Genomic DNA, 25,344 nt, shown 5'->3' with positions numbered 1-25,344 from the left:
ACCTCGGCAAGGGGAGGGCGCCTGTGTGGCGCCCTCCCGGCATGAATCAGGAAGGGCTTCGTGGCATCCAATCGCGCCAACAACCTGCTCAAGTACTACGTCAGCGGCCGTCGCGCGAAGGGCTTCCACGGCCTGACCGACCTGGCTGGCGCGGTGCTGAATCGCTATGACCTGTCGGTGCAGCGGGCGTTCATTGGGCTGCAGCGGCGCGCTGGGCCGGCCACCACGCAGGAAGTCCGGGCTTCGTACAACATCCGCGCCTCGGCGCTACGCGGGAAGTACCGCGTGGAGACCGGCGAACGCGGCTACAGCAGCGGCAAGCGCGGCAGGGACGATTTCCTTTCCATCTGGGCGAGCACGCGCCAGATCTCGCTGATCGAGTTCGGCGGCCGCTGGGCGGGCCGGAAGTCAAAGGGCGCGACGGCCAGCATCGGCCTGGGCGAGTCTAAGACCTACGAGGGTGCCTTCATCGCCACGATCAAGGGGCGCAAGGCCATTCGGGTGCGCAGTTGGGACCGTGCGCAGCAGAAACGTCACGGCCGCGGCCCGGTGCGCATCCTGCGCGGTCCCAGCCCGTTCGAGATGCTCTCCGGCGCCGATGGCAACAGCCGCGCTCTCACCGCACGTCGTCGGCTGATGGATCGCCTGCATACCACCTACGTGACTGAACTGCGCCGCCAGTGGCGCATCAATGGAAGTTCCAATGGCTGATCGGCTTGAAGAAGCAATTCGCGTTGTCATCGAGACGCAGGGTCGCGAGGGCGTGGACGAACTGCGCGCGGCGTTCGGAGACCTGGGCGATGTATCAGTCGAGACCGCCAGCAAGGCATCCAAGCTGCTGGACTCGCTGACCGGGCTGAATGAGGCCGCATCCAAGGCGGACGCCTACGACGGCATGCTGACCGACCTTGCCGAGCTGGAAAAGCAGTTCGGAGCCAACCAGCAGGCTGCGCTGTCCCTCAGCCTCAGCATCGGCGAGATGGAGAAGCCGTCGCGCGAGGTGCTGGCTGCCCAGCGCGAGCTGCGCAAGAGGGGGAGCGCCTGCAGAAGGCGCTTACCGAGCAGTGGGACGCGGTTGCCAAGGCAGATACCGAACTGTCCTCGCTCGGCGTCAACACGGCCAACCTGGCCGACCACCAGCAGCGGCTGCGTATCGAGGCCACCCGCAGTGCGGCCGCGCTGACCGAGCAGGCCCGTGCCGCCGCCGCCGAGGCCGAGGCCGGCCGCCGCCGCAAGCAGCAGATCGAGGAAGGCGAGGCCGCCTTCCGCAAGCAGGCCACCACCAGCAAGGCCGCCGCGAAGTCGCTGGCCGAGTACCGCGAGCGCGCTGCTGATGCTGCCGCCGGCAGCGGCGATCTTGCCTCGGCCACCGAGAGCACTGTCAGCTGGTTCGGCAGACTCAAGGCAGTCGCCGCTGGTGCGATCGCGTTCGTCGGCCTGAACCGAGTGGTTGACGGCATCAAGGCCATCGTGAAGGAGGGCAGCGACGCTGAGCAGGAACTGGCTCAGCTGGAAGCGGCCTTGCACGCCACGGGTCGCACCAGCGAGTTCACTGCGCAGAGCTTGGCCGCCATGCGCCAGCAGCTGCAGAGTGGGCTTTTCGATGATGGGCAGATCAGCGCCGCCCAGGTCCGCCTGCTGTCGTACACCAACATCGTGGGCGAGCAGTTCCCGGCGGCGATGCAGATCACCATCGACCAGGCCCAGCGGCTGGGCATGTCGCTGGAGCAGTCTGCCGAGGTCGTAGGCAAGGCGCTGCAGACGCCGTCGAAGGCAATGGAGAGCCTGAGCAAGCAGGGCTTTACGCTGGATGACAGCCAGAAGTCGCTGATCAAGAGCCTGGAAGCTACCGGGCAGGTGGCAAAGGCGCAGGCCATCATCCTCGATCTGCTGGCCGAATCCTATGGTGGCGCAGCCGCCGCTGCAAAGGTTGGCACCATCGCCGGCCTGTGGAAGACGGCCACCGATCGCTTCAAGGATTGGAAACAGGAGGTCGCAGACCAGGGCGTGCTGACCTACTTCAAGGAGCAGCTCACCACCCTGCTGACCACGCTGGATCGGCTGGCCGCCGATGGCAGCCTATCGCGCTGGGCCAAGCAGACCGCCCAGGCCATCATCACCATGGCCGAGGCGGTGAAGGGCACGACGCAGTGGGTTGTGGACCATGCCCGCGTGATCGGCCTGATGGCCGCCGCATATGCGCAGTTCAAGATCGTGGGGGCCCTGCTCCAGCTGAACGCATGGCGCGCAGCCCTGATCGCGACCACGAACGCGCAGATCGCCAACAATGCAGCGGTCGCAAGCGGCAGCCGGGGTATCGGTCGGTTCGGTGCGTTGCTGCGCGGTTTGCCGAAGGCAGTCCCCATCACGGTGGCCGTGCTGGGATTGGAAGCGGCGATGGGCGGTCTGGATGTCCTCAAGACCGTGGCGCAGGACATCTGGAAGCAGCACGACCCGGCGCTGAAGCGTGCCGGTCAAGCGCAGCGGGCCTACATCAGCCAGGTACGCGATTCGGCGCTGCAGCTGCGTGAACAGGCAGTGTCCTTCGCTGCGTACCGTGACGTAGTTATCAAGTCGGCCGAGGAAGTCGCCAAGCTGGGCGAGGCCGAGCGGCAGGCATACGAGAAGCGTCTGTTCGGCTTGGAGCAGTACCTCACAGCGCAGGAAGGCTTCCTGCTGATGCAGCAGAAGGCCGGTGTCGCGACGGCGGAGCAGCTGCAGGAGCTGGGTCAGGTCTCCGCACGTCTCTTGGAGGTATCCACCGGCTTCGCTGCGATGGCCAAGGGTGCGAAGACGGCTGCCGATTCGCTGAAAAATGGCATCGGCGGTGCGGCGCAGCTGGTGGTCCAGCAGTTGGAGGGAATCGAGGGAAATGCCAAGCTCGCAAAGGAATCAATCGGCAAGGTCTTTGAAGGGCTGAACTTTGTCGACACAGGAAGCTTGGAGGCCGTAGGAGCTGCGCTCGGCTATGTGGCTACCCAAGGCGGGGCTGCAGAACGGAACGTGCGAGACGGTCTGCTGGAAGCGCTGAACAAGCTCTCCGGAGAGGAGTTAGCCCGCTTCCAGGCATCGGCGCAATCTGCGTTCGAGGCGCTGCCGCAGGGCGCTGTTAATGCATCGGCCGTCCTTGAAACCACGCTGCTGTCGGCCATGCAGAAGCTCGGTGTTGAGGCTTCCAAGATGGGGTTTCGTTTCACTGCCGCCGGCAAGGATGCGATCGCTTCGTTCGGTGCCGTCACAGAGAGCGCGGTGGCTACGGGCGCCCAGATCGAGACCGCATTCAAGGCAGCGCTTGGCAAGGTCGCGACGCTGGACGAAGCGCGCACGCTGGGCGCGCTGCTGGAATCGGCAGGGCGGCAGGGTAAGGTCGGCTTCGATGCGGCCGCGCGGTCAGCCGCAGCGCTGAACGCTCGCATCCGCGAGATTCAGGTCGCCATCGATCCGCTGGCGGACGAATTTGCCAGGCTTGGCATCCAGTCCCAGGCATCGCTCAATGCGACGCGCGACGCTGCCAAGAGCGCCTTCGAAGCGATTCGTGACGGCGCGGCTCGCGGCAAGGCCTCTGTCGAAGACGTTCGTCGCGCTTTCCGGGCATATGCCGATGCAACCCGCGCTGCAGCTGCGGACAGTGACCAGTGGCGCCGGGACAACGTCGATAGCCAGCTCGCAGTGCAGGAATCGATCTACGACACCGAGCGCAGCATGCAGCGGCTGGGTGATGTGAGTGACGTGGCAATGCGCCAGCTGCAGGACGGTGCCAGCCGCAGCCGCGAGCGGCTGGAGGAGGTGCGCGAGAGCGCGGGTGGTGCGGCGGACCAGGTTGACCGGGTAGGGAGTAGCTCCGAACGAATGGGCAAGCAGATGGGGCAGGCCGGGGCCGCTGCGCAAGGAATGGCGTTCAGCATTGGCGAGGTCTCCGAATCTGCATTGCAGGCAATGCGCAAGCTCAGCGGACCCAACCCGCTTGTGCAGTTTGCCAATGCGCTGAACCGGGTCACTGAGCAGCGCAAGCAGCTGGCTGAGTACAAGGCAGAGCTTCAGGCGACCGCCGAGGCGGAGGACGAACTCTCCAAAGCAGCGAAGGAGCGGCTGGCAGGACAGTTCGACTACGTGGGCAAGGGCGAAATCGCAGAGGTGGCGCAGTTGGAGGCCCAGGTCGTGCGGCAGCGGCAGCAGCGAGACCAGGAGGCCGCTGCCGCGCTCGCCGAGCGCCGCAAGCAGGCTGAAGCTGAGGCAGAGGCGCAGGCGAAGGCGGACGCGGCTCGCATCGGCAGCAACGGCACCAACGAGCAGGTCATTGTCATTGACTGGAAGCTGCCTTCGAAGGAAGTGGTGGCCGGCGCCACCGCCGCCGAGGTGCAGCAAGCGCAGCGCCTCGCGGGCCTCGTCGCTCCGTTGGTCCTGCGGCAGGTTCAGCAAAGCAGGGCCGTTTCCGTTCGGGGGCGTAGCTGATGACCCGCATCGTTCTTGCTGGAATCGAACTGCCGGCTGACCTTCAGTGGACCGATGAGTTCACGGCCTGGAAGGTAGGGCAACAGGCGCGTACAAGCCTGACGGGTGCCTTGATCGTCCAAGAGTCTGCGCGGCAGGCCGGGCGGCCGATCACTCTCCAGACAACCCGGGACGGTACTGCCTACGTCGGCGTCGTCAGTCTTCCTGTTCTACGGGCGCTGCAGGCCAGTGAGAGCGAGGCTCGCCTGGCGCCGCTGGATCTGGTCATGCCGGCCCACAACAGCGGCGAGCGGTCATTCCAGGTCCGGTGGCGCCGCACGGATGGGCCGGCCATCGAAGTCGATCCCACCCGCTTTGCTGTCCCCGCGCTTGATGCGGACCTTTTCTCCATCACCCTTCGCCTCATGACGGTGTAATCCATGACGATTCTTGCTACCGATATCAAGCTGCGACAGTCGCAGCGCTTGACAGATAACCCTGACGGCGGTGGCCGCATGGTTCAGACCGAAATCATTGATGGGGCGATGAACAACCTCTTTCCGGATATCGGTGATGAGGAGCGGACCACTGGCCGAACCACCCTCCGCAAGATGTTTGTGCATGTGGATACACCTGCGCCTGACGTGCTGAAGGACGCGATCGCGGTGCTGATCGATCCTCCGGCAGACCCGCGCGTGACCGTCACGATGTTTGCCACGGGCTCTTACAGTGACGTGCGCCTCGACGCCAAGAACCGCGTCGAGAGCTACATCACGCGAGGCACAGAGTCCCGCTTTGTCCTACTGGGGAACCACTTCAGCGGCCAGATGACTATCCAGGTCTACGCGATGAAGGACGCGCCGAGCCCCGACATCAATGACAACTTCTCGCTGCTGACCCTCGCCAGCTCCGGGCACGATCCGGCAGAACAGTACGTGCGGGTCAAAGGTGTGCTGTCCCGTACGACACGGACTTTCACCGATGACCAAGGGGCATTTGAGCGGGATGTCCTGGTGATCGAGCTGGTGAACGCGTTGCTGCGCGATTTCTACGGCCAGGAGGTGGTGCGGTACTCGGCCACCAAGCCCGCGACCAGGATCTACGAGACCAACGTGGTGGAGGCCACGAGCTATCACAGCGTCAAACGCCTCACCGCCGCTGGGAAGCCTGGCGATCTGGCTGTGCAAGTCGATACCCCGTACGTGTCCATCGTTCCTACCTCCACGGCTGAAACCCCGGTCAGTGACGTTCTGGCCGGCATGGGCACCATCAGCCAGGTCCCGTCCGGCCCTGCCGGCAGCCTCGGCCAGAACTTCAGTGCCAGCTTTGCTGCTGGCGTGCCGGTCAGCCGATACCTCGGTACTGGGTTGGTGGTGGGCGCAGTAAGGGTTGTCGCAGGCAGCGTCGAACTCACCGACGACGGTACTGGCGGGCTCGCTTCCGCCGTGGCGACGCCCTGGAGCGGTACGGTCGACTATCAGGGTGGGGTCGTAGCCTTGACGCATGCGACTGGCGTCGGCAGTACCAGTATCAGCATCACCGCGTCCCCGGCTGGCTCCATCCCCATGCAGGGCTTCACCGACGAGATCGAGGTGACGCAGAACAACCAGGGCATGGTCTGGCTGTTCCAGCTGACCCCGTTGCCGGCCCCGGGAACGGTGGTGGTCGACTACCGCGCCCTGGGGCGCTGGATCAGGTTGACCGACAACGGCCGCGGCCGTCTGATAGGCAAGCCGGGCCAAGGCACCGGGACGATCAACTACCAGACCGGCTCCGTCGTGGTGACCGCTGGCGCGCTGCCGGATCTGAAGAGCAGCATCATCTCCAACTGGGGCACTCCCATCATCGCGGAGGCCCGGGTTGGTGATACCGCCATCCTGCCGCCGGCGCTCCGCTTTGTGCTGGGCGAGGGCTCGGCGGTACCGGGGACGGTGCAACTGACGCTGCGTGTCGGCGGCTCCAATGTGGCGGTCACAGATAACGGGAACGGCGGCTTGCTGATTGGCGGGCAGGTTCGTGGACAGATCAGCTACTCGACCGGTGAGATCTCGCTCCGGCCGCTGAGTCTGCCTGATGCGGATAGCCAGCTTTCGATCGCCTACGATTGGGGGCAGCCGCTCCATGCAGCACCTCAGCCTGTCCCTGATTCGGCCGGGATCGTGTCGTTTACCCTGCCGCAGGGACCGGTGAGGCAGGGCACCGTGCTTCTCGACTGGCTTGTGAGTGTGCGGCGCGATCGCGATGACCTGTCGTCGGCCCCTCAGGCGATGCGGGTCATCGCCAAGGATGATGGCGCAGGCAACCTGGTGGGCGTTTCGGTTGGTGACACGGCCTTCAGCACGGTGCTGGGGTCGGTGAACTACAGCACGGGCGCGGTCTCGCTGCAGGCCGGAAAGTTCATGGTCCGGCAGGTTTCCTATCCGGTGTATGAGATCCGGTCAGGGCGCCTGAAGGTCGTTGGCTACGAGCGCCTGGACGTGCTCGCACAATTCTCCGCCGGCAGTATCGTGTCGGCCGGTTGGATGCTCGCCGGGGAAGCGGCTCAGTCCGCGCAGGAGGTCATGCCGCTGCCGGCGGTCCAACTGCAGCTCACCCCGACGATTAGCGACAGCATCGTTCCGGGCAGCGTTCGCTTCGCATTCCGGGGGCGCACCTACGTTGACCGTAGCGGCGGCTTGTATCACTCCATCGATCCCACGACCGGCTCGGGCATCTATGCAGGGACGATCGACTACGCGGCAGGTGTGGTGAACCTGGTGCAATGGCTGGCGGGCGGCGAGAACACGGTCCAGATCCAATCCCTCCTGACACGGATAGCCGATCCGGGTGTGGCGGTCAGCTTCTTCCGTGCGCCAGGTTCACCGCTTCGGCCAGGCATGTTCACGCTGCGCGCGACCCGCATCGACGGTGAGCTGCTTACGGCGACTGCGGACATTAACGGTGTGCTGTCAGCTGCCGAAGTTCGTGGCAAGGTCGATTGGGAAAGTGGTGTCGTCAAGGTTCAGTTCGGCCAGCTGGTGCCCGTGGCCGGGAATGAGGGCAAGCCCTGGTTTGATCCCGACCAGGTTGAGGGGGATCAGGTCTGGAGGCCGACGCTCGTGCTGCCGGGCACGATCTACATGGGCGCGGTCGTGTATCGATCGATTCCGCTTTCGGAGGTAGTGATCGGCTTGTCGTCGGTGCGTCTGCCCAGCGACGGCCGTGCGCCAGCGTTCAAGCCGGGGCAAACCGTGCTGATCCACCACACGGCCAAGCACGTGGTGCCGTCGCCGCAAGCGGGACAGGTGGTCACCTTTGGTCGCGGCAGGATCGCAGGTATTGAAGTGCGTGACGCCGAGGGGCGTCCGGTCGACGCCGCATGGTTCACGGCGGATCTGGACGTTGGCAATCTGCGCTTCAGTGACCCGCTGAACCTGGCCGCGTACACGCTGCCACTGACGATCAGCGAGCGCGTCGAGGACCGGCGTTTGGTGGTTCAGCCTCAGATCACCGGTGAGATCGAGATCAACACCTCTCTGACGCACGACTATCCGGTGGGAGAGTCGATGATCAGCACCGCGCTGCGGTTGGGCGAAGCCAATGGATCGCTGGACCTGCAGGCGCGTGTGGTGAGTCTGTTCGACCAGGCCGCATGGACCAACGTGTGGGCCGATTCCCCGAGCGGCAGTGTCGCGCCCGGCACCTACAACGACACGGACTATCCGCTCGCGGTGACGAACAAGGACGCGATCACTGAGCGTTGGGCAGTGCGGTTCACCAGTGCAACCCAGTTTGAGGTGATCGGCGAGACGGTCGGCACCATCTCTGCCGGAAACACGACCACGGATCTTGCGCCCGTCAATCCTCGTACCGGGCAACCGTACTTTGTGATGAAGAAGGACGGTTGGGGAACTGGCTGGTCTACGAACAACGTCGTTCGCTTTAACACCGTTGGTGGTTTGGCGCCCGTGTGGATGATGCGCACGACGCTGCCAGGCACGCCGGAGGGCGCGACCGACTCCACCCGCTTTCAGGTCATTGGCAATATTCCAGGCGAGTAACCCTCTATGAGTCTTGTACCAACCGTTTACGAAAGCACCGATCCGGGCGCGCCGCAGCTGACAGGCCAGCCTGGGAGCCTTACCGCTTTGCTTGACGCGGTACTTGTCGATGGGTACGGGGTGGGAGCCGCACGCAAGGCCGGGGCTGGCTGGACCCGCGAGTTCAGCGGTACGAACGTCAGGGCTTATCGCGGCAACATTGGATCTGGCAGCGGATACTACTTGCAGATAGATGATTCCGCTTCAGTCGGCAACGCTCGACATGCCTGGGCACGTGGGTTTGAGGCGATGAGCGCTATAGGAGTGGGCGAGAACGCAGTGCCCACTTCCACCCAGCGAGCTAGGGGTGCGCTTCTCCCGAAATCAACCTCAGTGGATTCCACCTCCCGTCGCTGGCGGGTCGTCGCTAACGAGCGATTCCTTTACCTGTTCGTCGACACTTCTACGAGAGGGTTTTTGTATCCATGGTTCGCTGGTGACATCATCAGCTATAAGCCTGGCGACGCGCATGGCTTCGTAGTGTCTGCTAACAACGCGCAAAGTTGGACTGGAAGTTTTGATTGGTCGACGAGGCTGTTCACGAACTCTGTGTATACGGCGGAACCTGAAAATATTTCCTGCAGTATGTACATAGCGCGGAATCACATTGGGGTGGTTGGAGCTAAATCCTGCGATCACTTCGGTGTCATCAATGGCAACTGCTTTGGCGGAACAGGTAGTGGGGGGTTCCCTAGCGGAATTAATCAAGGTCTCCTCTACGAGCCGGCGCGGTTTGTCAATGGCGCCTTCTTCCCTCGTGGCGAGCTTCCAGGGCTGCTTGCGCCAATGCAGATTCTGACTGGTGCCTCGCAGTTTGCGGATGGTGCCGTCCTAGAAGGGGTTGAGGAGGGTGGCGGGGATAAGCTAATGGCAATCCGCTTCTCTCGCGCATTAGATTCAGATCCAAGCCCGTCATTCACTGGCGTCGTGCTAGTCCGGATCAACTCGGAGTGGAGCCAATGAACTCGCGGCGATTTAGCTTCGGTGTTTCGAGACCGATCGATTATTGCGGTCGCGGTTATCTGGGGGGATTTCCGCCTGTAGAAGACGGCCCGGACGGGCGCCTCCGCAAGCTCAACCAACCTTTCCGGGGGCGGGTTCTGGTGCTCGAGCGGAGCACCTTAATCTGTTGTGCTTCGGTCTTGAGTAATGGGGATGGTGAGTGGATTGTTCGGGGGTTGTCCCCGAACTACCGCTACATGGTGATCGGGACTGATGCGGCTGGTACGGTGAACTCTGCAATTCAGGACTGGGTCCAGCCGTACGTGGAAGCCTAATGAACGGTGCATCCGCATTGCGCCTACGGTTGAATTTGGGCCCCCTTGTCGGAGCGGACGCGCGACGGTCTGACCTCAATCTTGGTGTGTATTGGGACGACGATGCGCCTGAGCCGGTTATCCGGGGTGTTCGCCAAGTTGCATCGATCGCTTGGGCTGCAGCGAGCAGGCTCGGTCGGTTGTCGTCGTCGATGCAGTGGCGGGGGGCGGATGCTGCTTCCCTGGTAGTTCACCACCGGTGGGGTGAGTCACCTCGAGCGCACCGGCAATGTGCCGTCAGTTGGGGATTGAGTGGCTTGATTCGGGGCGAGGCCGGCTTCCGTTGGCGAACCGGTATGGGATTGATGGATAGCAAGTGGCGAACCGGTTGGGGCGCGCTTGCTCTGGCAGGCTGCCAGGCTCATCTTTCATGGAACTCAGCAATGCTTGTTCTGAGCCGTTCGTCCGCGATGCCGATGCGCTGGCTCAGGGCTGGAGCGCCCTCTTACGGTATGCGTTGGCGGCGTCGAGCACCTTCGACCGAGTCCGGCGGCTCGATGGTTTGGGCGAGTTCCGGTGTCGGTCGAGCCGCTGGGTGGCTGCCCTGGGGAGCTGCTCGGCGCGTTCCATGGGGCGTTCGACCAGGGCCCGGCCCAGGGCCTGATCCTGATCCAGACCCGACGTTCCCACCCGGCAACCGTGTCGGCCTCAATCTCGGTTGCGCCGTGACCGGCGTGCCCGGACTGGCTCCCCTGAATCTAGGTATCTCGGCGTGCTATGTGGTGCGCCCCCAACGTAGGACCTACGTCGTGATCAATGAGGTTTCATTTGTGCGGCTTCCTGATCGGGTGCCGATCGAGTTGGCCCGCGTCTCTCTCAGTGCCGGCCGCTCGGCTTGGGGCTGGACCTTTGACATCGAGCTGGCCGATGCCGATCAGCTGGGACTGCTCAAGCCCACAGCCTCGGGCCCGCGACAGTTCGAGTTGGTGCTGAACGGCTACGTCTGGACGGGCATCATCGAGAGCTTCCAGAAACAGCGCGAGTTCGCTGGGGGCGGTGTGCGTTTGAGTGGGCGATCAAGGACAGCGCTACTGGCACCGCCTTACGCCCCGGCTCGCGTCAAGGCCACGACGGAAGAGCGCAGCATGGCCCAGCTTGTTGCCGAGGAGCTGGCCGACTCGGGCTTTGCCAGTAGGTACGACACGGTTGATTGGTTGGTTCCGCCCGGCGCATGGTTCTATGACGCGAACACGCCGCTGGATGCCATCAGTGCGCTCGCCGGTGCGAGTGGCGGGGTGGTGCAGTCCCATCCCTCGGACCTGGCGCTGGTTGTCCGCGCCAGCTACCCGGCCAGTCCGTGGCTCTGGCGGGAGACAACGCCGGATCACGTGTTGCAGGAAGACATTGTGTTAACCGAAAGCCTGCAGATGCGCAGCGCGCCGCTGTATGACGCGGTGGTGGTCACGGGAGAGCTGGCCGGGAAGGGGGTCACCTGCAGGGTGCGCAAGACCGGGGAAGCGGGCCAGCTCTTCGCGCAACAGGTAAGTAGCCCCTTGATCAGCGTTGCCGCCGCCGCTGCCGAGCGCGGACGCAACATCCTGTGCGATCGCGGTGAACAGGCTGCAGTGGATCTGACCGTGCCTCTTTTCCCGAAGCCGCTGAAGGCAGGGGAGATTGGGGTGATTCTGCCGCTCGACCTGGTGCAGGTGCTGAGTTCTGAAGGAACCTGGCACGGCCAATGCGAGTCGATCCGAATTGAGGTCGTCGTGGATCAACAGGCTGTCGTGATCGAGCAGACAGCAACTCTGGAGAGGCATTTCACTGATGCGGACTGATCTGTGGGATCAATTCGGCGAACTCGTCAGCGGCCGGCCGCGATTACTGGCAACGGTCACTGCACACAATGCAGACGGCACCAGCAGCCTGACAACCTATGACGGCGCGCAGATGCGTGCCTTCGGTCAGCTGCAGCAACCCATTCCGTACAACGTTTGGGTCAGTGGTGGCCGACTGCTGGAAGCCGCGCCCAATCTTCCGTTGGTAGAAGTAGTCGTCTGACGAAACAGGGCGCTGCCCAGATGCCGGCAAGCATCCAGACAGCGCCGCAACACAGGTGATCTCAGCATCTGGCATTGGCCGTGGCCCTGCCGCCCTCGCGAGAGCGGCGGGATTGTCGGCTGCTGGCGGTTGGGCGTTGCCTCCGTTCCCACCGGAAGTTAGTAATTTTGCTAAAATGGCGCAACTCCCTTGATGGGGTGTTGTGGCGACAAAAAAAAGATGTTAAATTCCGCTCAACGACAAGAGGATATTGACTTGAGCGCCAGCGGAACCGAAAACATTGCCGAATTGTTGTCGTCCCAGCTTGATCGCGGATTGCTTCTTGACTTGCAGCGTTTGGTCTTGCGAGCTTTGGAGCGGGCTCAGGAGGCAAGTGCGGATTTTGCAATCGGTCATCGGCCAACCGCCGAGGGCTTTCTGAGGCACTTGATTCTGAACGAGGCGATGGAGAGGGGGCTGGCTGAGGCGGACGTTCCGCGAACCCCTTTGAAGGGCAACTCAATCATGGTTGGCCAGGTCGGAATCGTGACGCTCGGTCGTGTCCATATGGGCAGCGGGAAGTGGAACAACGCCAGACGCAGTAAAGGAAAAGTTAAACTTTGCCGTAACAATGACGTCGTGCGACGGCTGGTTGAACCGGATCTGTTTTCCGATGTCCGGGTTGATGACGTTCACCAGGTCGCGGTCTTCTTGGTGACCGAGACTGGCCGGGGCGAGGCTAGTGCGCGGATCTATCTGGCTGTCCCGGATGAGACTATGGATTTGAGGAATTGCGTCTTTAAAGAAGAGGTCTCGTTGTTCCTGCAGAGATACGCCAAGCCCACTGATGTTGTGGATAAGGTTGGTCCGAAGCTAAAAAGTGGGATCAAAAAGAAGCGCGATGGCGATGAAGATGAGCCAATGAGATGACACGTTCTATCCAGAATTTTGTACCTGAGCGGCTGACGCAAGCGTTGGCCGCTCGCGGTTTTTCCGCTACGGAATTGGCGGCGCGAGTTGGTGTCACGAGCACCACAATTAGCCGATGGCGAAATGCTGTCCAGATTCCGTCTGCGGCCATGTTGGAGGCAATCGCATCGGAGTTGCGGGTGACTGCGGAGTGGTTGACTCGCCCAGTTCGCGAGTCTACTTCCCGGCCCTGCTATCGCGGCAGCATTGCTCAGTTGAAGCAGGATCGTGCGCTCCTTGGAACTCGCATGTCGTGGTTGGAGGAGTTGTCCTCGCAGTTGGAGGAGTATGTCGATTACCCCGAGGTCTGCATTCCGCAGATGGGGCCGCTGCGGCTGTCTGATATCACCAATGCTGTGGTCGAAGAGGCAGCTGAGCGTTGCCGCCGTGCGTGGGGCATGGGGGAGGGGCCTGCCGGGGATATCCTCTTACTCTTGGAAAATGCTGGGGTGGTGGTGGCCCGAGAAGAGACCGGAGTTGCGCGCATCGAGGGCTTGTCAGCTTGGAGTGCTAGCGGGCGACCCTTGGTGCTTCTTTGTGCTGACAAGGGCAATGCGTTCCGTAGTCGATTCGACGCTGCGCATGAACTCGGGCATCTGGTACTCCATAAGGGTATAGATGCTCCTGGGGATGCTGCGACTCACAAGTTGATGGAGAGTCATGCGCATCGTTTTGCTGGAGCGTTTCTTCTTCCTGCAAAGGGGTTTGCCGCTGAGGTCAATACTCCAGTGACGCTCAATGGGCTGCTTTTTCTCAAACAGCGATGGGGGGTTTCTGTCGGTGCGATGATCATGAGGCTGCGCAACTTGGGCATCATCGGTGAAGAGGATTACCTGCGGCTGATCAAACATCGTTCGGCAAAATGGGGCCAGCGCAGTGAACCTGGTGATGGTGATCGGGAGCCAGAGCAACCGCGCCTTTTGCGCCGAACAATGGAACTGTTGGCGAACGAGGGTGTTGTCGTGCCTGGGGCACTACCAGATCTTGTAGGCCTTTCCAGTCGAGATGTTGAGGGCCTGATGGGGCTGCCATTTGGCCATCTTTCAGGGCGAAAAGCCGACATCGTAGAGCTGTCACTGAAACCGCGCGACCGTGTTGAGCGCGAAGTGCCTAACGATAATGGGACATCCGCTGCGATCCTTCCATTTAACCGAAGAGATGGTTGACAAATCGCGGTCGGGCTTAGAGAAGATGGTCGGAACTGGCATGCGGATCGTCCTGGCCCGCATGCCATCGTCCGTAAAACGCAAGATTACGCAGTTGGGGTGCAATGGCTACGGTTGCGCCTCTCCGTAGAATGCAACCATCTAAGTGCATGATTTTACTTGAAAAATAACGAGACTTTTAATCTTTTGGTCGAAGGTTCGAATCCTTCACGGCCCACCATTGCATTCAATGACCCAGGTCATTCAGAAAGGCACCGCAATGCGGTGCCTTTTTTGTGGCGCTCGTCCAAGGCAACTACTTTGTCCGCGCATTCTTCGCTTTAGCCGCCGCCGCGTCGGCAGCCTCCTGTGCGGCCGTTGCTGCCGCATTCGCGGAACGAACCGCCTCCACTTGAGCCGCCTCAAAGTCGGCTCTGCGCTGGGCGCTGATTCGGCGTTCCAGTTCTGCCGATGCGACGTAGCTTTCCGGATGCTTCGAGGCGCAGGCCTGCTGCAGTAGCGGGATCGCGCGGTCGGACAATCCCGGTTGAAGGTGGGCGAGCAGGCAGTCCGCATACGCTGCGGATGCTGCGGGAATGCTGCTGGCCTGCGGTGAGCCGGCAGCAAGGGTGATGGCGATCAATACACTCAACATGGGAACCTCCTTGTGAATATGAGCCTGGCGGTGACCAGTCCGTGAGCCAAGGTGCGCGTTGCATGACCATCACCGACTCCATGGTGCTCCAATTCCAGTAGATCGGCAAAGTGCCGCGAACGACAATGTCTCCGGCGGTCTATGCTCAGCGCTTTCCTGGAATGGACCACCCCATGCGTCTGATCGTGCTGTCGCTGTTGTTGTCCGCCATCTCCGCCGCACCCTTGATGGCCGCCGAGCCGGCGCCGTCCGCACAGGCCGCCGCCGCAACCCCGCTGGTCATCGGCGAGACCTTCACCATTGAATCGAAGGCGCTGGGCGAAACCCGCCGCATCAATGTCTACCGCCCGCAACCCTGGGGTCTGGACCCGAAGGCACCATTGCCGGTGCTGTACATGGCCGATGGCGGCATCGGCGAGGACTTCCTGCATGTGGCAGGGCTGGTGCAGGTGCTGAGCGGCAACGGCAGCATGCGTCCGTTCCTGCTGGTAGGTATCGAGAACACCGAACGCCGCCGCGACATGACGGGCCCCAGCAGCGACCCGCAGGACCAGAAGATCGCGCCCCGCATCGGCGGTTCAGCGGCCTACCGCAGCTTCCTGCGCGATGAACTGATGCCGCAGGTGCGCCAACGCTACCCGACCACCGACGAGCGCGCGCTGATCGGTGAATCGCTGGCCGGCTTGTTCGTGGTCGAGACGTTGCTGCAGGAGCCGACACTGTTCAACAGCTACATCGCGCTGGACCCCAGCCTGTGGTGGAATCGGGGCACGATGTTGGCCGCTGCGGCCAAGCAGTTGCCGGCGGTGACGCGTGCGCAGCCGCGCGTATTCCTGGCCAGCAGTGGGCAGCCGGAGCTGGCTGCGTCCGCCGCGCAGTTGGCCACGCTGCTGCAGCAGGCGTCGCCGTCGCCGCTGGTGAAGTACCTGCCGCTGCCGGAGGAAACCCACGCTACGATCTATCACCCAGCCGCCTTGCAGGCGCTGCGCACGCTGTTCCCGGCACCGCCGCCGGCCTCGCCCTGATCCGGCGTGGCACTGCACCGCACGACGTGTGAGGATGCGGTAGCGGCGCCACCTGGGGGCGCCGCCCGCAACGGGAGAGCGTGGATGCAGCGTGTGCGTGGATGGAGTGTGGCGGCCTGCCTGGCCGTGGGTGGCTGTGCGATGTCGGTGGCACCACCGGCAACGCAGAGTGACGCGAAGGAAAGCGCGGCAACGGCGGTGCCGGGCGTGGTGCTGCCGGATACCGAAGCGCTGCGCGTACATGACCCGGTGGGCCGCGACTATCCGATCTGGGTGGCGCTGCCGGCCGACTATGCGGCGCATCCGGAAAAGCACTATCCGGTGCTGTACGTGACCGATGCGCTGTACAGCTTCCCGCTGGTGCGCAGCGTGCGCAATCTGGTGGGGCAGCAGGGCGTCAACATCGAGAATTTCATCCTGGTCGGTTTGCCGCCGCAGGAAGGCCTGACTTCAAAGCAGAGCCGCTCGCGCGACTACACGCCCAGCAATCCGGCGCGCACGGTCGATGGCTATTACAGTGATGACGTCACCTACGGCGGTGCCGCGCACTACCGTGATTTCCTGGCGACACAGGTGCTGCCGATGGTCGATGCGCGTTATCGCACCGATCCCGCCCGGCGCGTGTTCGCCGGTCATTCCTATGGCGCGCTGTTCGGTACCTATGTGCTGACCACACAACCGGACATGTTCAGCACCTACATCCTGTCCAGTCCTTCGTTGTGGTTCGACCAGCTTCTGCTGCCGCGCATGCAGGATGCCGCCGTCATCCCTGCGCAGCCTACGCGCGTGCTGCTGTCGGTGGGCAGTTACGAGACGGACAAGCCAGGGCCGCGTTATTCCACCGGCAATGACATGCTGAAGCAGACCGCGGACTTCACTGCCCAGCTGAAGCGCACGGGGCGCAAGTTGAAGGTGGACAACGTGGTGATTGACGGCGAGGACCATCTTACGGTCTACCCGCGGGTGATCACTCGCGCACTGCTGGAGGTGATGCCGGGTGAAGGGCCGTACACTGGCGGTTGATGGGGGCTGCATCCACGCATGGCGTGGATCTACCGGTGGTGTTGACGCGGATCCATGCCGAAGAGAAACGGAATCAGTAGATCCACGCCAGGCGTGGATGATTGCCTCAGGCCGCGCTGGCTTGCGGCGGCGGTATCAAGGTGGCATCTGCTGCATGGCGGAAACACAGGCGGATGGCATCGAGCAGTTCGCTCATGCTGTACGGCTTGGGCAGGAAGTGGATGCCGGCGCGCAGCTGCGGCAGCACGCGGTGCTGGTCCATGCCGGAGGTGACCAGGATCGGCAGCTGCGGCAGGTGCTCGCGCACGCGGTTGGCGGTTTCGATGCCGCTGATGCCGCCCAGGCAGACGTCGGTGAACAGCAGGTCGAACGGTTCACCGGCGTTGAGCAGGCCCAGCGCGGCCTCGGCGCTGCTGACAGCGGTGACCTGGCAGGCCTGGCTTTCCAGGGCGAGGCGACTGAGTTCCTGGGTTTCCTCGGCGTCCTCGATCAGCAGGACGCGCGGTTCCACAAAGCGCTTGGACAGCAACATGACGCGGCAACTCCGGACAACAGGGGGAGCGAAAGGCGCGCAAGTATGCGCAAGCCGGTAGTGAGCCCGGCGTGCACGGCAAGCTAAGTGGGCGTTACAGCCGCCCGCGCCGCTGGCGGCGCACGTGCCAGGCCAGCACCAGCACCGCCAGCAGGGCCGTGCCGATGCGCAGGCTGGTGGCCGGCCAGCCGAGCGCGACGGCGTCATCAAGGCTGAACACATTCCAGGCCAGGTTCATCGAAACGTGCAGGACCAGGCCGCACCACAGGGTGTCACCGTCGAGGTGGTCGAGCCAGGCGAAGATGAAGCCGCCGAGGGCGATCACCGCGCCGACGAACAGCGCGATGCCGCCACCGTCGAACCCACCGAAGCCCAGCCAGTGCACCATGCCGAACAGCAGCGCCTGCGGCAGCGCGAGCAGCGGCCACGGACCACGCACGATCTTCACCAGCAGCACGAAGCCCAGGCCGCGGAACAGCACTTCCTCGGCCAGTGGGAACAGCACGGCCAGCATCGTGGCATCCAATGCGGTCAGCGCGGTGTTCGGGGTACCGAGCAGCGCCAGGCCCAGCCAGCAGGGCAGGCTGGCCAGCAACACCCACATTGGGCCGCCCCAACCATTCCCGCGCAGCCCGAGGCTGGCCAGCAGGCCCATGCCACGGGGCCGCAGCAGCGTGGCCAGCAGTAGTGCCACCAGCACCGCCAGCGCGTTGTCCAACAGGCTGCCGCCGTAGGGTATGGGCAGGGCGGGAATCGGTGTGCCGATGGCTGAGGCGATATCGCGCAGGTTCAGGCCCAGGCCGACGCCCAGCAGGACCAGCAACAGGCGCGCGGCGTTGGGCAGGCGGGACAACGCGGTCATGTACGCACTCCCTGCGGAACAGGGGCTCAGTGTGTGCGACTGCTGCCGCATCGGCGCGCGTCGGAAGTCCCTGTGCCATCGGTCATGCGTTGCCGCACAGTCATCACCGCACAGGTACAGTCGATGCAGGACCGACAGGAGCAATGCCGATGCTGTGCCCCGTGTGCAAGACCCAGACCCTGCAGATGGCCGAACGCCATGGCATCGAGATCGACTACTGCCCCGGCTGCCGGGGCGTGTGGCTGGATCGTGGTGAACTGGACAAGATCATCGAGCGTGCCGGTGCCGGTGCCGGTGCGGCCGTGCCGCCGCCCGCGCCTGTGCAGCAGCATCCGGCATCCTCTCCGCCGCCGGTGATGCACCGTGATACCCGCCACTTGGGCCAGCGCTACGAGGACAATCGGGGCCACGGATACAAGAAAAAGAAGAAGGACAGCTTCCTGTCGGAGCTGTTCGATTTCTGAGGCGCTGTAGAGTCGAGCTTGCTCGACTGGCTCTTGTTACCAATAGTCGAGCAAGCTCGACTCTACGGATCAGGTGCAGTCGAGCATGGCTCGACTCTATATGGAGCGCGTGATCACGGCCGCCGCAGGATGAACTCGCGGTCGTGGGTGTCGCCGACGATGAAGTCGTACTCGCCAACCTTGCTGCAGCCGTAACGCGCATAGAAGCGCTGTGCGCCGAAATTCTCTTCCCACACGCCCACCCACAGGGTGCGGCGCTGCGGCTGGTCCAGCCAGGCCATAAACGCGTCCATCATGCGTGCACCGTGGCCGTCGTTCTGGTGTGCGGCCAGGATGTAGAACCGCTTCAGTTCGATGTCGCCGTCGCGTGCATCCGTGTGCGGCAGGGTGTTGGCACCGGCGGCCAGATAGCCGACCACGGCGTCACCGTCCATCAACAGCCAGATGGCACTGCGTGGATCGGACAGTTCGATGCGCTGCGGCTCGCTGCTGTAGTGCGCCTGCAGGAAATCGTGCAGCTCCTGCGGCGGATAGGAATCGCCCCAGGTTTCGTTGTAGGTGGCAATCGCGATGGCCGACAACGCGTCGACGTCGGCAAGGGTGGCGCGGCGGATCTGCAACGACATGGCGGTGCCTGCATTGGAACGTGGCGCAGTGTAGCCGGCCCCGGCGGCTGCCGGGGCTGGCCATTGCTCACGAACTGCTGCTCAGAACCACATGCGTACGCCGGCCACCCAACGTGTGTCGCGTGCGTGGTCACCGGCGTAGTCGGCGGTGTCACCAAACGTGCGTTCGTGGCTGATGCCGATGTAGGGCGCGAAGCGGCGGCTGAACTCATAGCGCAGTCGCAGCCCGGCTTCGACCTTGTTCAGGCCACGGCCGATGCCGTACTCCTTTTCGTCCTTGGCCGCGACGGTGGCTTCCAGCAGCGGCTGCAGAATCAGGCGGTTGGTCAGCAGCACGTCGTACTCGACCTCGGCCTTGGCCAGCACCTGGCCGCCGGAGCCCATGTACAGCGTGGCCGAGCTCTCGAACTTGTACGGCGCCAGGCCCTGGATGCCGACGGCCGCCCATGTGCGCGAGTCGGCCGGGCGGAAGTCCTGGCGCACGCCGACCAGCACGTCCCACCACGGCGACACGCTGCGGCCATAAAGCGCTTCCAGCGACGACGATTCGGTGCGGCCACGGCTGCGTTCGCCATCGGTGCGCAGCCACAGGCGGTTGATGTTGCCGCCGATCCAACCGGTCGCCTCCCAGGCCTGGCCGTTGCTGCTCTTGCCATCCCAATGTTCCAGACGGTCGATCAGCAGCAGGCTGTTGATCTCTGGCGCATGCTCCATCGCACCGTGGGCGATGGGCGGGAAGGCAGCGGCGCGGTCGGCGTCGGTCGGCACCGGGATGGGTTCGCGCGGTTCGGTCGGTGCAGGCGATCCGTGGCCCATCGCGGCGTGATCCATCGTGGAATGGTCCATCGTGGAATGGTCCATCGTCGCCGGCTGCCTCGCGCCATGGTCCATCTTCGAGTGATCCATGGCTGAGTGGTCCATCGCGCCCGAATCCATCTTCGAATGATCCATCTTCGAATGATCGACCGGTTCGACCGGTGCCTTCACGGTCTTCGCGGGCGGATCCATCGCGGCCATGTCATGACCAGCGTGCGACTGCGCGAACACCTGCATTGCAGCGGCCAGGCCCAGGGCCAGCAGGCTGGGGGAAAGCAGTGAGCGGCTCATTCTTCGATCCTCACTTCGCGCATCATGCCCGCTTCCATGTGGTACAGCAGATGGCAGTGGTAGGCCCAGCGGCCGAGTGCATCGGCGCGCACGCGATAGCTGCGGCGGGTGCCCGGCGGCATGTCGATGGTGTGCTTGCGCAGCTGGAACTCGCCCTGTGCGTTTTCCAGGTCGCTCCACACGCCGTGCAGGTGGATCGGGTGCTGCATCATGGTGTCGTTGACCAGCACGATGCGCATGCGCTCGCCGTAGTTCAGCCGCAGTGGTTCGGCGCTGGCGAATGGGATGCCATCGAACGACCAGGAGAACTTCTCCATGTGTCCGGTCAGGTGCAGCTCGATCTCGCGGTTCGGCTCGCGGCCATCCGGGTCTTCGAACAGGCTGCGCATCGCACCGTAGGTCAGCACCTGGCGGCCGTTGTCGCGCAGGCCGATGCCGGGGTCGTCCAGCTTCGGTTCGGAGGCCGAGCTCTGCATGTCCACCAGCGGGTTGTTGCGTTCGCTGGCAGGGTGCTTCGGTGCCCTGCTGGCGGCATCGCCGCCGCCGTGCGCGCCGTGGCCCATGCTGGCGCCGCAGCCACCTTCCATGCTTTTCATCGCGGCCATGTCGTGACCGCCGTGGCCACCACTGCCCATGTCGTGACCCATGTCGCTCATCGTCAGCAACGGACGTGGGTCGCGCGCGGGAATCGGTGCCTGCAGGCCATGGCGAACCGCCAGTGTTCCGGCGGCGTAGCCGGTGCGGCCCATGTCCTGGCAGAAGATGGTGAAGGCGTCCTGGCCGCTCGGTTCGACGATCACATCGTAGGTTTCGGCCGGGGCGATGCGGAACTCATCGATGCTCACCGGGTGGATGTACTGGCCGTCGGCAGCGACCACGGTCATCTTCAGGCCAGGAATGCGTACGTCGAAGTAGGTCATCGACCCGCCATTGATGAAGCGCAGCAGCACCTTCTCGCCGCTGCGGAACAGGCCGGTCCAGTTGCCGGCCGGGGCGGTGCCGTTCATCAGGTAGGTATAGGTGTGCGCGTTGATATCGGAGATATCGGTGGGCGTCATCCGCATCCGGCCCCACATGCCACGGTCGGACAGCGCCGCCGACCAGCCGTCGCGTTTCGCGTCGCGCAGGAAGTCCGGCAGCGTGCGCTTGTAGTAGTTGTCGTGCTCGGCCAGCTTCTTCATGCGGCGGAACAGCGCGCCCGGGTCCATGTCGGTCCAGTCCGACAGCATGATCACGTGCTCGCGGTCGTGGTGGTACGGCGCCGGTTCGGCCGGGTCGATGATCAGCGCGCCGTACAGACCAGCCTGCTCCTGGAACATGGAGTGGCTGTGGTACCAGTAGGTGCCCGACTGCTTCAGCTCGAAGTGGTAGTGGTAGGTCTCGCCGGGGCCGATGCCGTTGAAGCTCAGGCCGGGCACGCCGTCCATGTTGGCGGGCAGCAGGATGCCGTGCCAGTGGATCGAGGTCGGGTGGCGTTCCAGCGTGTTGTGCACGAACAGGTCGACGGTCTGGCCTTCGCGCCAGCGCAGGATCGGTGCCGGCAGCGAGCCGTTGACGGTGATCGCCGGGCGGGTGCGGCCGGTGAAGTTGGCCAGCGATTCGCCGATGGCCAGTTCGATGCGGGTGTCGCTGAGCACGGCGGGGGCGCCGGCCAGCCGTGGGGCGGCCGTGGCGGCGGCGAGCGCGCGCTGCGGCACGCCGACTGCGGCGATGCCGGCAACCACGCCGCCGGCGGCCAGGCCCTGCACGAACAGGCGGCGCGACGGCATGGGCACAGCGCCCGGACCGGGGGGAATACGGGTATTCATGGTGGTGACTCCAGACACGTAAAGACGCCGGCAGGCGGCCGGCTGCGGTGCGCAGGGCGCACGGTGCGTGTGGAATCAGCCGATGGGAGGACGCGAAATCGGCGGCAGTGGCGGCGCCGGACGGCCAGTGGCCGGCATCGGCTGCGGGGCCAGCGACAGCGCCGGGCCGGCCATGACCGGCAACGGCAGCACTACCAGCAGCGGGTGCTGGGCACAGCTGCGCACGCAGTCCTTGATCTGGCAATGAGCGTCATGGGCGGGGGCCTTGGCCTGCGGAGCCTCGTCGGCCTGCATGCCGGCGTGGTGGTGGCAGTCGGCGGTGCCGCCATCAACGGCAGCGGCTGCGGCGTGGGCCATCCGGCCCATTTCCTCGTGACCGCTGGCCATGGCCGCGTTCAGCCCGTTGAGCAACAGGCTGAGCATGAGCACGACACGGAGCAGGGTCGAGGCCAGGGACATGACGCTAATCTAGCTGCAAGCGGGCGCGGATGCACTTCCGGCTGAATGGCCGGTTCAAGGTTGGAGCAGCACCAATGTAGAGCCGCTACCCTTCTTCGCGCACGATCTCGACCAGGCGCGGGCCATAGCGGCTCAGCTTGGTGCCGCCGATGCCGCCGACCCGGGCCAGTTCGTCCAGGCTCGTCGGGCGCTGTTCAGCGATGTTGCGCAGGGTGCTGTCGTGGAAGATCACGAAGGCCGGCACGTTCTGTTCGCGGGCCAGTTCGGCACGCAGGCCGCGCAGCGCGTTGAACAGCGCCAGATCCTGCGGCAGCACCGACAGGCCGGTGCGCTGCGCGCTGCGCTCGCGGCCGCTGGTACTGCTGGCCGGATCGCGGCGCATGCTGATCTGGCGGCGGCCGGTCAGCACGTCGCGGCTGGCGTCGGTCAGGCGCAGGCCACCGTGGCCCTCGCTGTCCACTTCCAGCAGGCTGGCGGCAACCAGCTGGCGGAACACGCTGCGCCAGGTGCGCGCGTCGAGGTCGCGGCCGATCGCGTAGGTGCTGAGCTTGTCGTGGCCCTGCTGCTTGACCTTCTCGTTCTCGCTGCCGCGCAGGACGTCGATCAGGTGGCCGACGCCGAAACGCTGGCCACTGCGGTAGACGCAGCTCAGCGCCTTCTGCGCCGGAATGGTCGCGTCCCACGAGGCCGGCGGCGTCAGGCAGTTGTCGCAGTTGCCGCAGGGCTGGGGATAGGTCTCGCCGAAACCGGCCAGCAGCACCTGGCGACGGCACTGCATCGACTCGCAGTAGCCCAGCAGGTGGTCCAGCTTGGACCGCTCCAGCTGCTTGCGCTCTTCGCCGGCTTCGGACTGCTCGATCATCTGCTTGAGCAGCACCACGTCGCCCAGGCCGTAGCACAGCCAGGCCTCGGCGGCCTCGCCATCACGGCCGGCGCGGCCGGTTTCCTGGTAGTAGCCTTCCATCGACTTGGGCAGGTCGGTATGCGCGACGAAGCGCACGTCCGGCTTGTCGATGCCCATGCCGAAGGCGATGGTGGCGCACATCACGATACCGTCCTCGCGCAGGAAGCGGCGCTGGTTGTTCGCGCGTACTTCCGGTGGCAGGCCGGCATGGTAGGGCAGGGCGTTGAAGCCCTGGCCGCAGAGGAATTCGGCGGTCTCTTCGACCTTGCGCCGCGACATGCAGTAGACGATGCCGGCCTCGCCACGGTGGCCGCGCAGGAAATCGGTCAGCTGCTTGCGGGCGTTGTCCTTCTGCACCACGGTGTAGCGGATGTTGGGGCGGTCGAAGGAGCTGACGAAGTGGCGTGCTTCCTGCAGATCGAGGCGCTCGGCGATCTCGCGCTGGGTCGGCGGATCGGCGGTGGCGGTCAGCGCGATCCGCGGGATCTGTGGCCAACGCTCGTGCAGCACGGTCAGCTGGCGGTACTCGGGGCGGAAATCATGGCCCCACTGCGACACGCAGTGTGCTTCGTCGATGGCGAACAGGGCGATCTGGCTGCGCGACAGCATCGACAGGAAGCGGCCGGTCAGCAGGCGCTCGGGGGCGACATAGAGCATGTCCAGCTCGCCAGCGAGCAGTTCGCGCTCGACGCGGCCGGCGGTCTCGGCGTCCAGGGTCGAGTTCAGGTACTCGGCACGCACGCCGAGCTGACGCAGGGCTTCGACCTGGTCCTGCATCAGCGCGATCAGCGGCGAGATGACGATGCCACAACCGTCACGCAGCAGGGCCGGCACCTGGTAGCAGAGCGACTTGCCGCCGCCGGTGGGCATCAGCACCAGGGCATCATGACCGGCAGCCACATGCTCCACGATGTCCTGCTGGGGACCACGGAAATCGTCGTAACCAAAGACGCGTTGAAGCAGGTCGTGCGCGGGACGGGAAGCCATCCGGCTAGTTTACCCCGGCGGGGGTGTCTCGGCAGGGCTGCGCCCTGCACCTGCTACAAGCCAGAGCAACCTCAAAGGCAACAGCCGTCTCTGGGGTGATCCGTGGGTTGGCGGGGCGGTGTCGGATTGCGGGGACGCCGCAAGTACGTCCGTGTAGGCTTGGCAGCCGCATCCATGCGGCTGACACCCCGCAATCCGACACCGCCTCGCCCTCGACAGGTTCACGCGGCTGTTGGTAGGTGTCGACCTTGGTCGACACATCTGTCAGATATCGAATGAATTCATCCGCGTCGACCAAGGTCGACACCTACCAGAGCGGACCCACCCCGCCTACCCACAGGAAACCAGCTTTTGACGTTGATGTTGACGTTGATTCGGCGGGTGCAGGGCTGCAAGCCCTGCCGACCCCCCTCAATCCTTACTGGAGCAGCGAGCGCAGCATCCAGGCGTACTTCTCGTGGGTCTGCAGGCGCTGGGTCATCAGATCCTCGGTCGGGGCGTCGTCACCCTTGGCCGCCACGTCCAGCACTTCACGTGCCGTACGGCAGACCGCTTCGTTGGCGACCACCAACTGGCGTACCATTTCACGCCAGTCCGCACTGTCGGTCAGGCCCGGTTCCTCGGCGATCGAGGTCAGCGCAGCGAATTCCCGGTAGGAGCCCGGGGCATTGAAGCCCAGCGCGCGGATGCGCTCGGCCACGTCGTCCAGTGCCGCCCACTGCTCGGTGTACTGCGTCTCGAACATGGTGTGCAGCGAGTTGAACATCGACCCGGTCACGTTCCAGTGGAAGTTGTGCGTCTTCAGGTAGAGCGTGAACGCATCGGCCTGGAAGCGCGACAGACCGTCGGCGATCTTCTTGCGGTCGCCCTGGGTGATCCCGATATCGATGTTCGGCGCCGACGGTGCCGCCGCTGCAAGCTTCTGCTTGCCGGTCTTGGCCTTGGTCGTGCTCTTGGTCTTCGCCATGGGGTTCC

At 64.2% G+C, this 25,344-nt stretch carries 21 protein-coding genes; 11 read left to right on the top strand and 10 right to left on the bottom strand.

From position 1 onward, the window contains the following. Positions 1–60: 60 nt before the first annotated feature. Positions 61–711: a hypothetical protein gene (locus ACZK33_RS17875; protein ID WP_049400514.1), complete on the top strand. Its 651-nt coding sequence runs from the start codon at positions 61–63 to the stop codon at positions 709–711. A gap of 174 nt (positions 712–885) precedes the next feature. Here ACZK33_RS17875 and ACZK33_RS17870 read toward each other — a convergent pair whose 3' ends face one another. Then, positions 886–1,527: a hypothetical protein gene (locus tag ACZK33_RS17870; RefSeq protein WP_478453669.1), complete on the bottom strand. Its 642-nt coding sequence runs from the start codon at positions 1,525–1,527 to the stop codon at positions 886–888. 45 nt (positions 1,528–1,572) lie between these two features. Between ACZK33_RS17870 and ACZK33_RS17865 the strand changes: the two genes are divergently transcribed. From ACZK33_RS17865 to ACZK33_RS17835, 7 genes are all read left to right on the top strand, one after another. Beyond that, positions 1,573–4,452 (top strand): Laminin subunit alpha-2, encoded by a 2,880-nt coding sequence (locus ACZK33_RS17865; RefSeq protein ID WP_478453667.1) that lies wholly within the window; start codon positions 1,573–1,575, stop codon positions 4,450–4,452. Beyond that, positions 4,452–4,868 (top strand): hypothetical protein, encoded by a 417-nt coding sequence (locus ACZK33_RS17860; protein WP_043402241.1) that lies wholly within the window; start codon positions 4,452–4,454, stop codon positions 4,866–4,868. The genes ACZK33_RS17865 and ACZK33_RS17860 overlap by 1 nt, the downstream gene beginning before the upstream one ends. Positions 4,869–4,871: 3 nt before the next feature. Further along, entirely contained in the window at positions 4,872–8,471 is a 3,600-nt protein-coding gene (locus ACZK33_RS17855; RefSeq protein WP_478453665.1) for a hypothetical protein, read from the top strand. A 2,104-nt stretch (positions 8,472–10,575) separates the two neighbouring features. After that, the gene (locus tag ACZK33_RS17850) at positions 10,576–11,601 is read left to right on the top strand and encodes a hypothetical protein (protein ID WP_239669739.1); all 1,026 of its coding nucleotides are present in this window, start codon (positions 10,576–10,578) and stop codon (positions 11,599–11,601) included. After that, complete coding sequence (locus ACZK33_RS17845) at positions 11,591–11,824, top strand: hypothetical protein (RefSeq protein WP_043402219.1); 234 nt, start codon at positions 11,591–11,593, stop codon at positions 11,822–11,824. The genes ACZK33_RS17850 and ACZK33_RS17845 overlap by 11 nt, the downstream gene beginning before the upstream one ends. A gap of 255 nt (positions 11,825–12,079) precedes the next feature. Continuing rightward, positions 12,080–12,733 (top strand): hypothetical protein, encoded by a 654-nt coding sequence (locus tag ACZK33_RS17840; protein WP_152907058.1) that lies wholly within the window; start codon positions 12,080–12,082, stop codon positions 12,731–12,733. Further along, on the top strand, positions 12,730–13,938 hold the full coding sequence (locus tag ACZK33_RS17835) for a helix-turn-helix domain-containing protein (RefSeq protein ID WP_080355138.1): 1,209 nt from the start codon (positions 12,730–12,732) through the stop codon (positions 13,936–13,938). The genes ACZK33_RS17840 and ACZK33_RS17835 overlap by 4 nt, the downstream gene beginning before the upstream one ends. A gap of 295 nt (positions 13,939–14,233) precedes the next feature. Here ACZK33_RS17835 and ACZK33_RS17830 read toward each other — a convergent pair whose 3' ends face one another. Beyond that, positions 14,234–14,572 (bottom strand): hypothetical protein, encoded by a 339-nt coding sequence (locus ACZK33_RS17830; RefSeq protein ID WP_180837836.1) that lies wholly within the window; start codon positions 14,570–14,572, stop codon positions 14,234–14,236. Between the two features lie 173 nt (positions 14,573–14,745). Here ACZK33_RS17830 and ACZK33_RS17825 point away from each other — a divergent pair, with 173 nt between their 5' ends. After that, positions 14,746–15,597 carry an alpha/beta hydrolase gene (locus ACZK33_RS17825; protein WP_423174879.1) on the top strand — a complete coding sequence of 284 codons (852 nt, stop codon included), beginning with the start codon at positions 14,746–14,748 and terminating at the stop codon, positions 15,595–15,597. A gap of 84 nt (positions 15,598–15,681) precedes the next feature. Beyond that, entirely contained in the window at positions 15,682–16,620 is a 939-nt protein-coding gene (locus tag ACZK33_RS17820) for an alpha/beta hydrolase (RefSeq protein WP_423174878.1), read from the top strand. A gap of 106 nt (positions 16,621–16,726) precedes the next feature. Here the strand turns inward: ACZK33_RS17820 and ACZK33_RS17815 are convergent, their stop codons facing one another. Next, entirely contained in the window at positions 16,727–17,152 is a 426-nt protein-coding gene (locus ACZK33_RS17815; RefSeq protein WP_049400506.1) for a response regulator, read from the bottom strand. A gap of 94 nt (positions 17,153–17,246) precedes the next feature. After that, complete coding sequence (locus ACZK33_RS17810) at positions 17,247–18,014, bottom strand: CPBP family glutamic-type intramembrane protease (protein ID WP_423174877.1); 768 nt, start codon at positions 18,012–18,014, stop codon at positions 17,247–17,249. Positions 18,015–18,163: 149 nt separating this feature from the next. On the opposite strand from ACZK33_RS17810, the gene ACZK33_RS17805 reads away from it, so the two are divergent. After that, positions 18,164–18,478: a TFIIB-type zinc ribbon-containing protein gene (locus tag ACZK33_RS17805; protein ID WP_032128518.1), complete on the top strand. Its 315-nt coding sequence runs from the start codon at positions 18,164–18,166 to the stop codon at positions 18,476–18,478. 113 nt (positions 18,479–18,591) lie between these two features. Here the strand turns inward: ACZK33_RS17805 and ACZK33_RS17800 are convergent, their stop codons facing one another. The 6 genes from ACZK33_RS17800 to ACZK33_RS17775 form a co-directional block, all read right to left on the bottom strand. Next, on the bottom strand, positions 18,592–19,104 hold the full coding sequence (locus ACZK33_RS17800) for a GNAT family N-acetyltransferase (RefSeq protein WP_423174876.1): 513 nt from the start codon (positions 19,102–19,104) through the stop codon (positions 18,592–18,594). 81 nt (positions 19,105–19,185) lie between these two features. Continuing rightward, on the bottom strand, positions 19,186–20,211 hold the full coding sequence (locus ACZK33_RS17795) for a copper resistance protein B (RefSeq protein WP_423174875.1): 1,026 nt from the start codon (positions 20,209–20,211) through the stop codon (positions 19,186–19,188). After that, positions 20,208–22,019 (bottom strand): copper resistance system multicopper oxidase, encoded by a 1,812-nt coding sequence (locus ACZK33_RS17790; RefSeq protein WP_423174874.1) that lies wholly within the window; start codon positions 22,017–22,019, stop codon positions 20,208–20,210. Before ACZK33_RS17790 ends, ACZK33_RS17795 begins: the two co-directional genes overlap by 4 nt. A 75-nt stretch (positions 22,020–22,094) precedes the next feature. Beyond that, a complete protein-coding gene (locus tag ACZK33_RS17785; protein ID WP_182266569.1) occupies positions 22,095–22,478 on the bottom strand; it encodes a CopL family metal-binding regulatory protein in 384 nt (127 codons plus the stop codon). Between the two features lie 85 nt (positions 22,479–22,563). Beyond that, positions 22,564–24,369 carry a DNA helicase RecQ gene (gene recQ / locus ACZK33_RS17780; RefSeq protein ID WP_423174873.1) on the bottom strand — a complete coding sequence of 602 codons (1,806 nt, stop codon included), beginning with the start codon at positions 24,367–24,369 and terminating at the stop codon, positions 22,564–22,566. Between the two features lie 418 nt (positions 24,370–24,787). Continuing rightward, positions 24,788–25,336, bottom strand: a complete 549-nt coding sequence (locus ACZK33_RS17775; RefSeq protein WP_006439098.1) for a Dps family protein — start codon at positions 25,334–25,336, stop codon at positions 24,788–24,790. Positions 25,337–25,344: the final 8 nt, after the last annotated feature.

Source organism: Stenotrophomonas sp. 86156_Sma, from assembly GCF_056481625.1.
The sequence above is the reverse complement of the archived record's forward strand: the minus strand, read 5'-3'. Positions and strand labels throughout refer to the sequence as shown.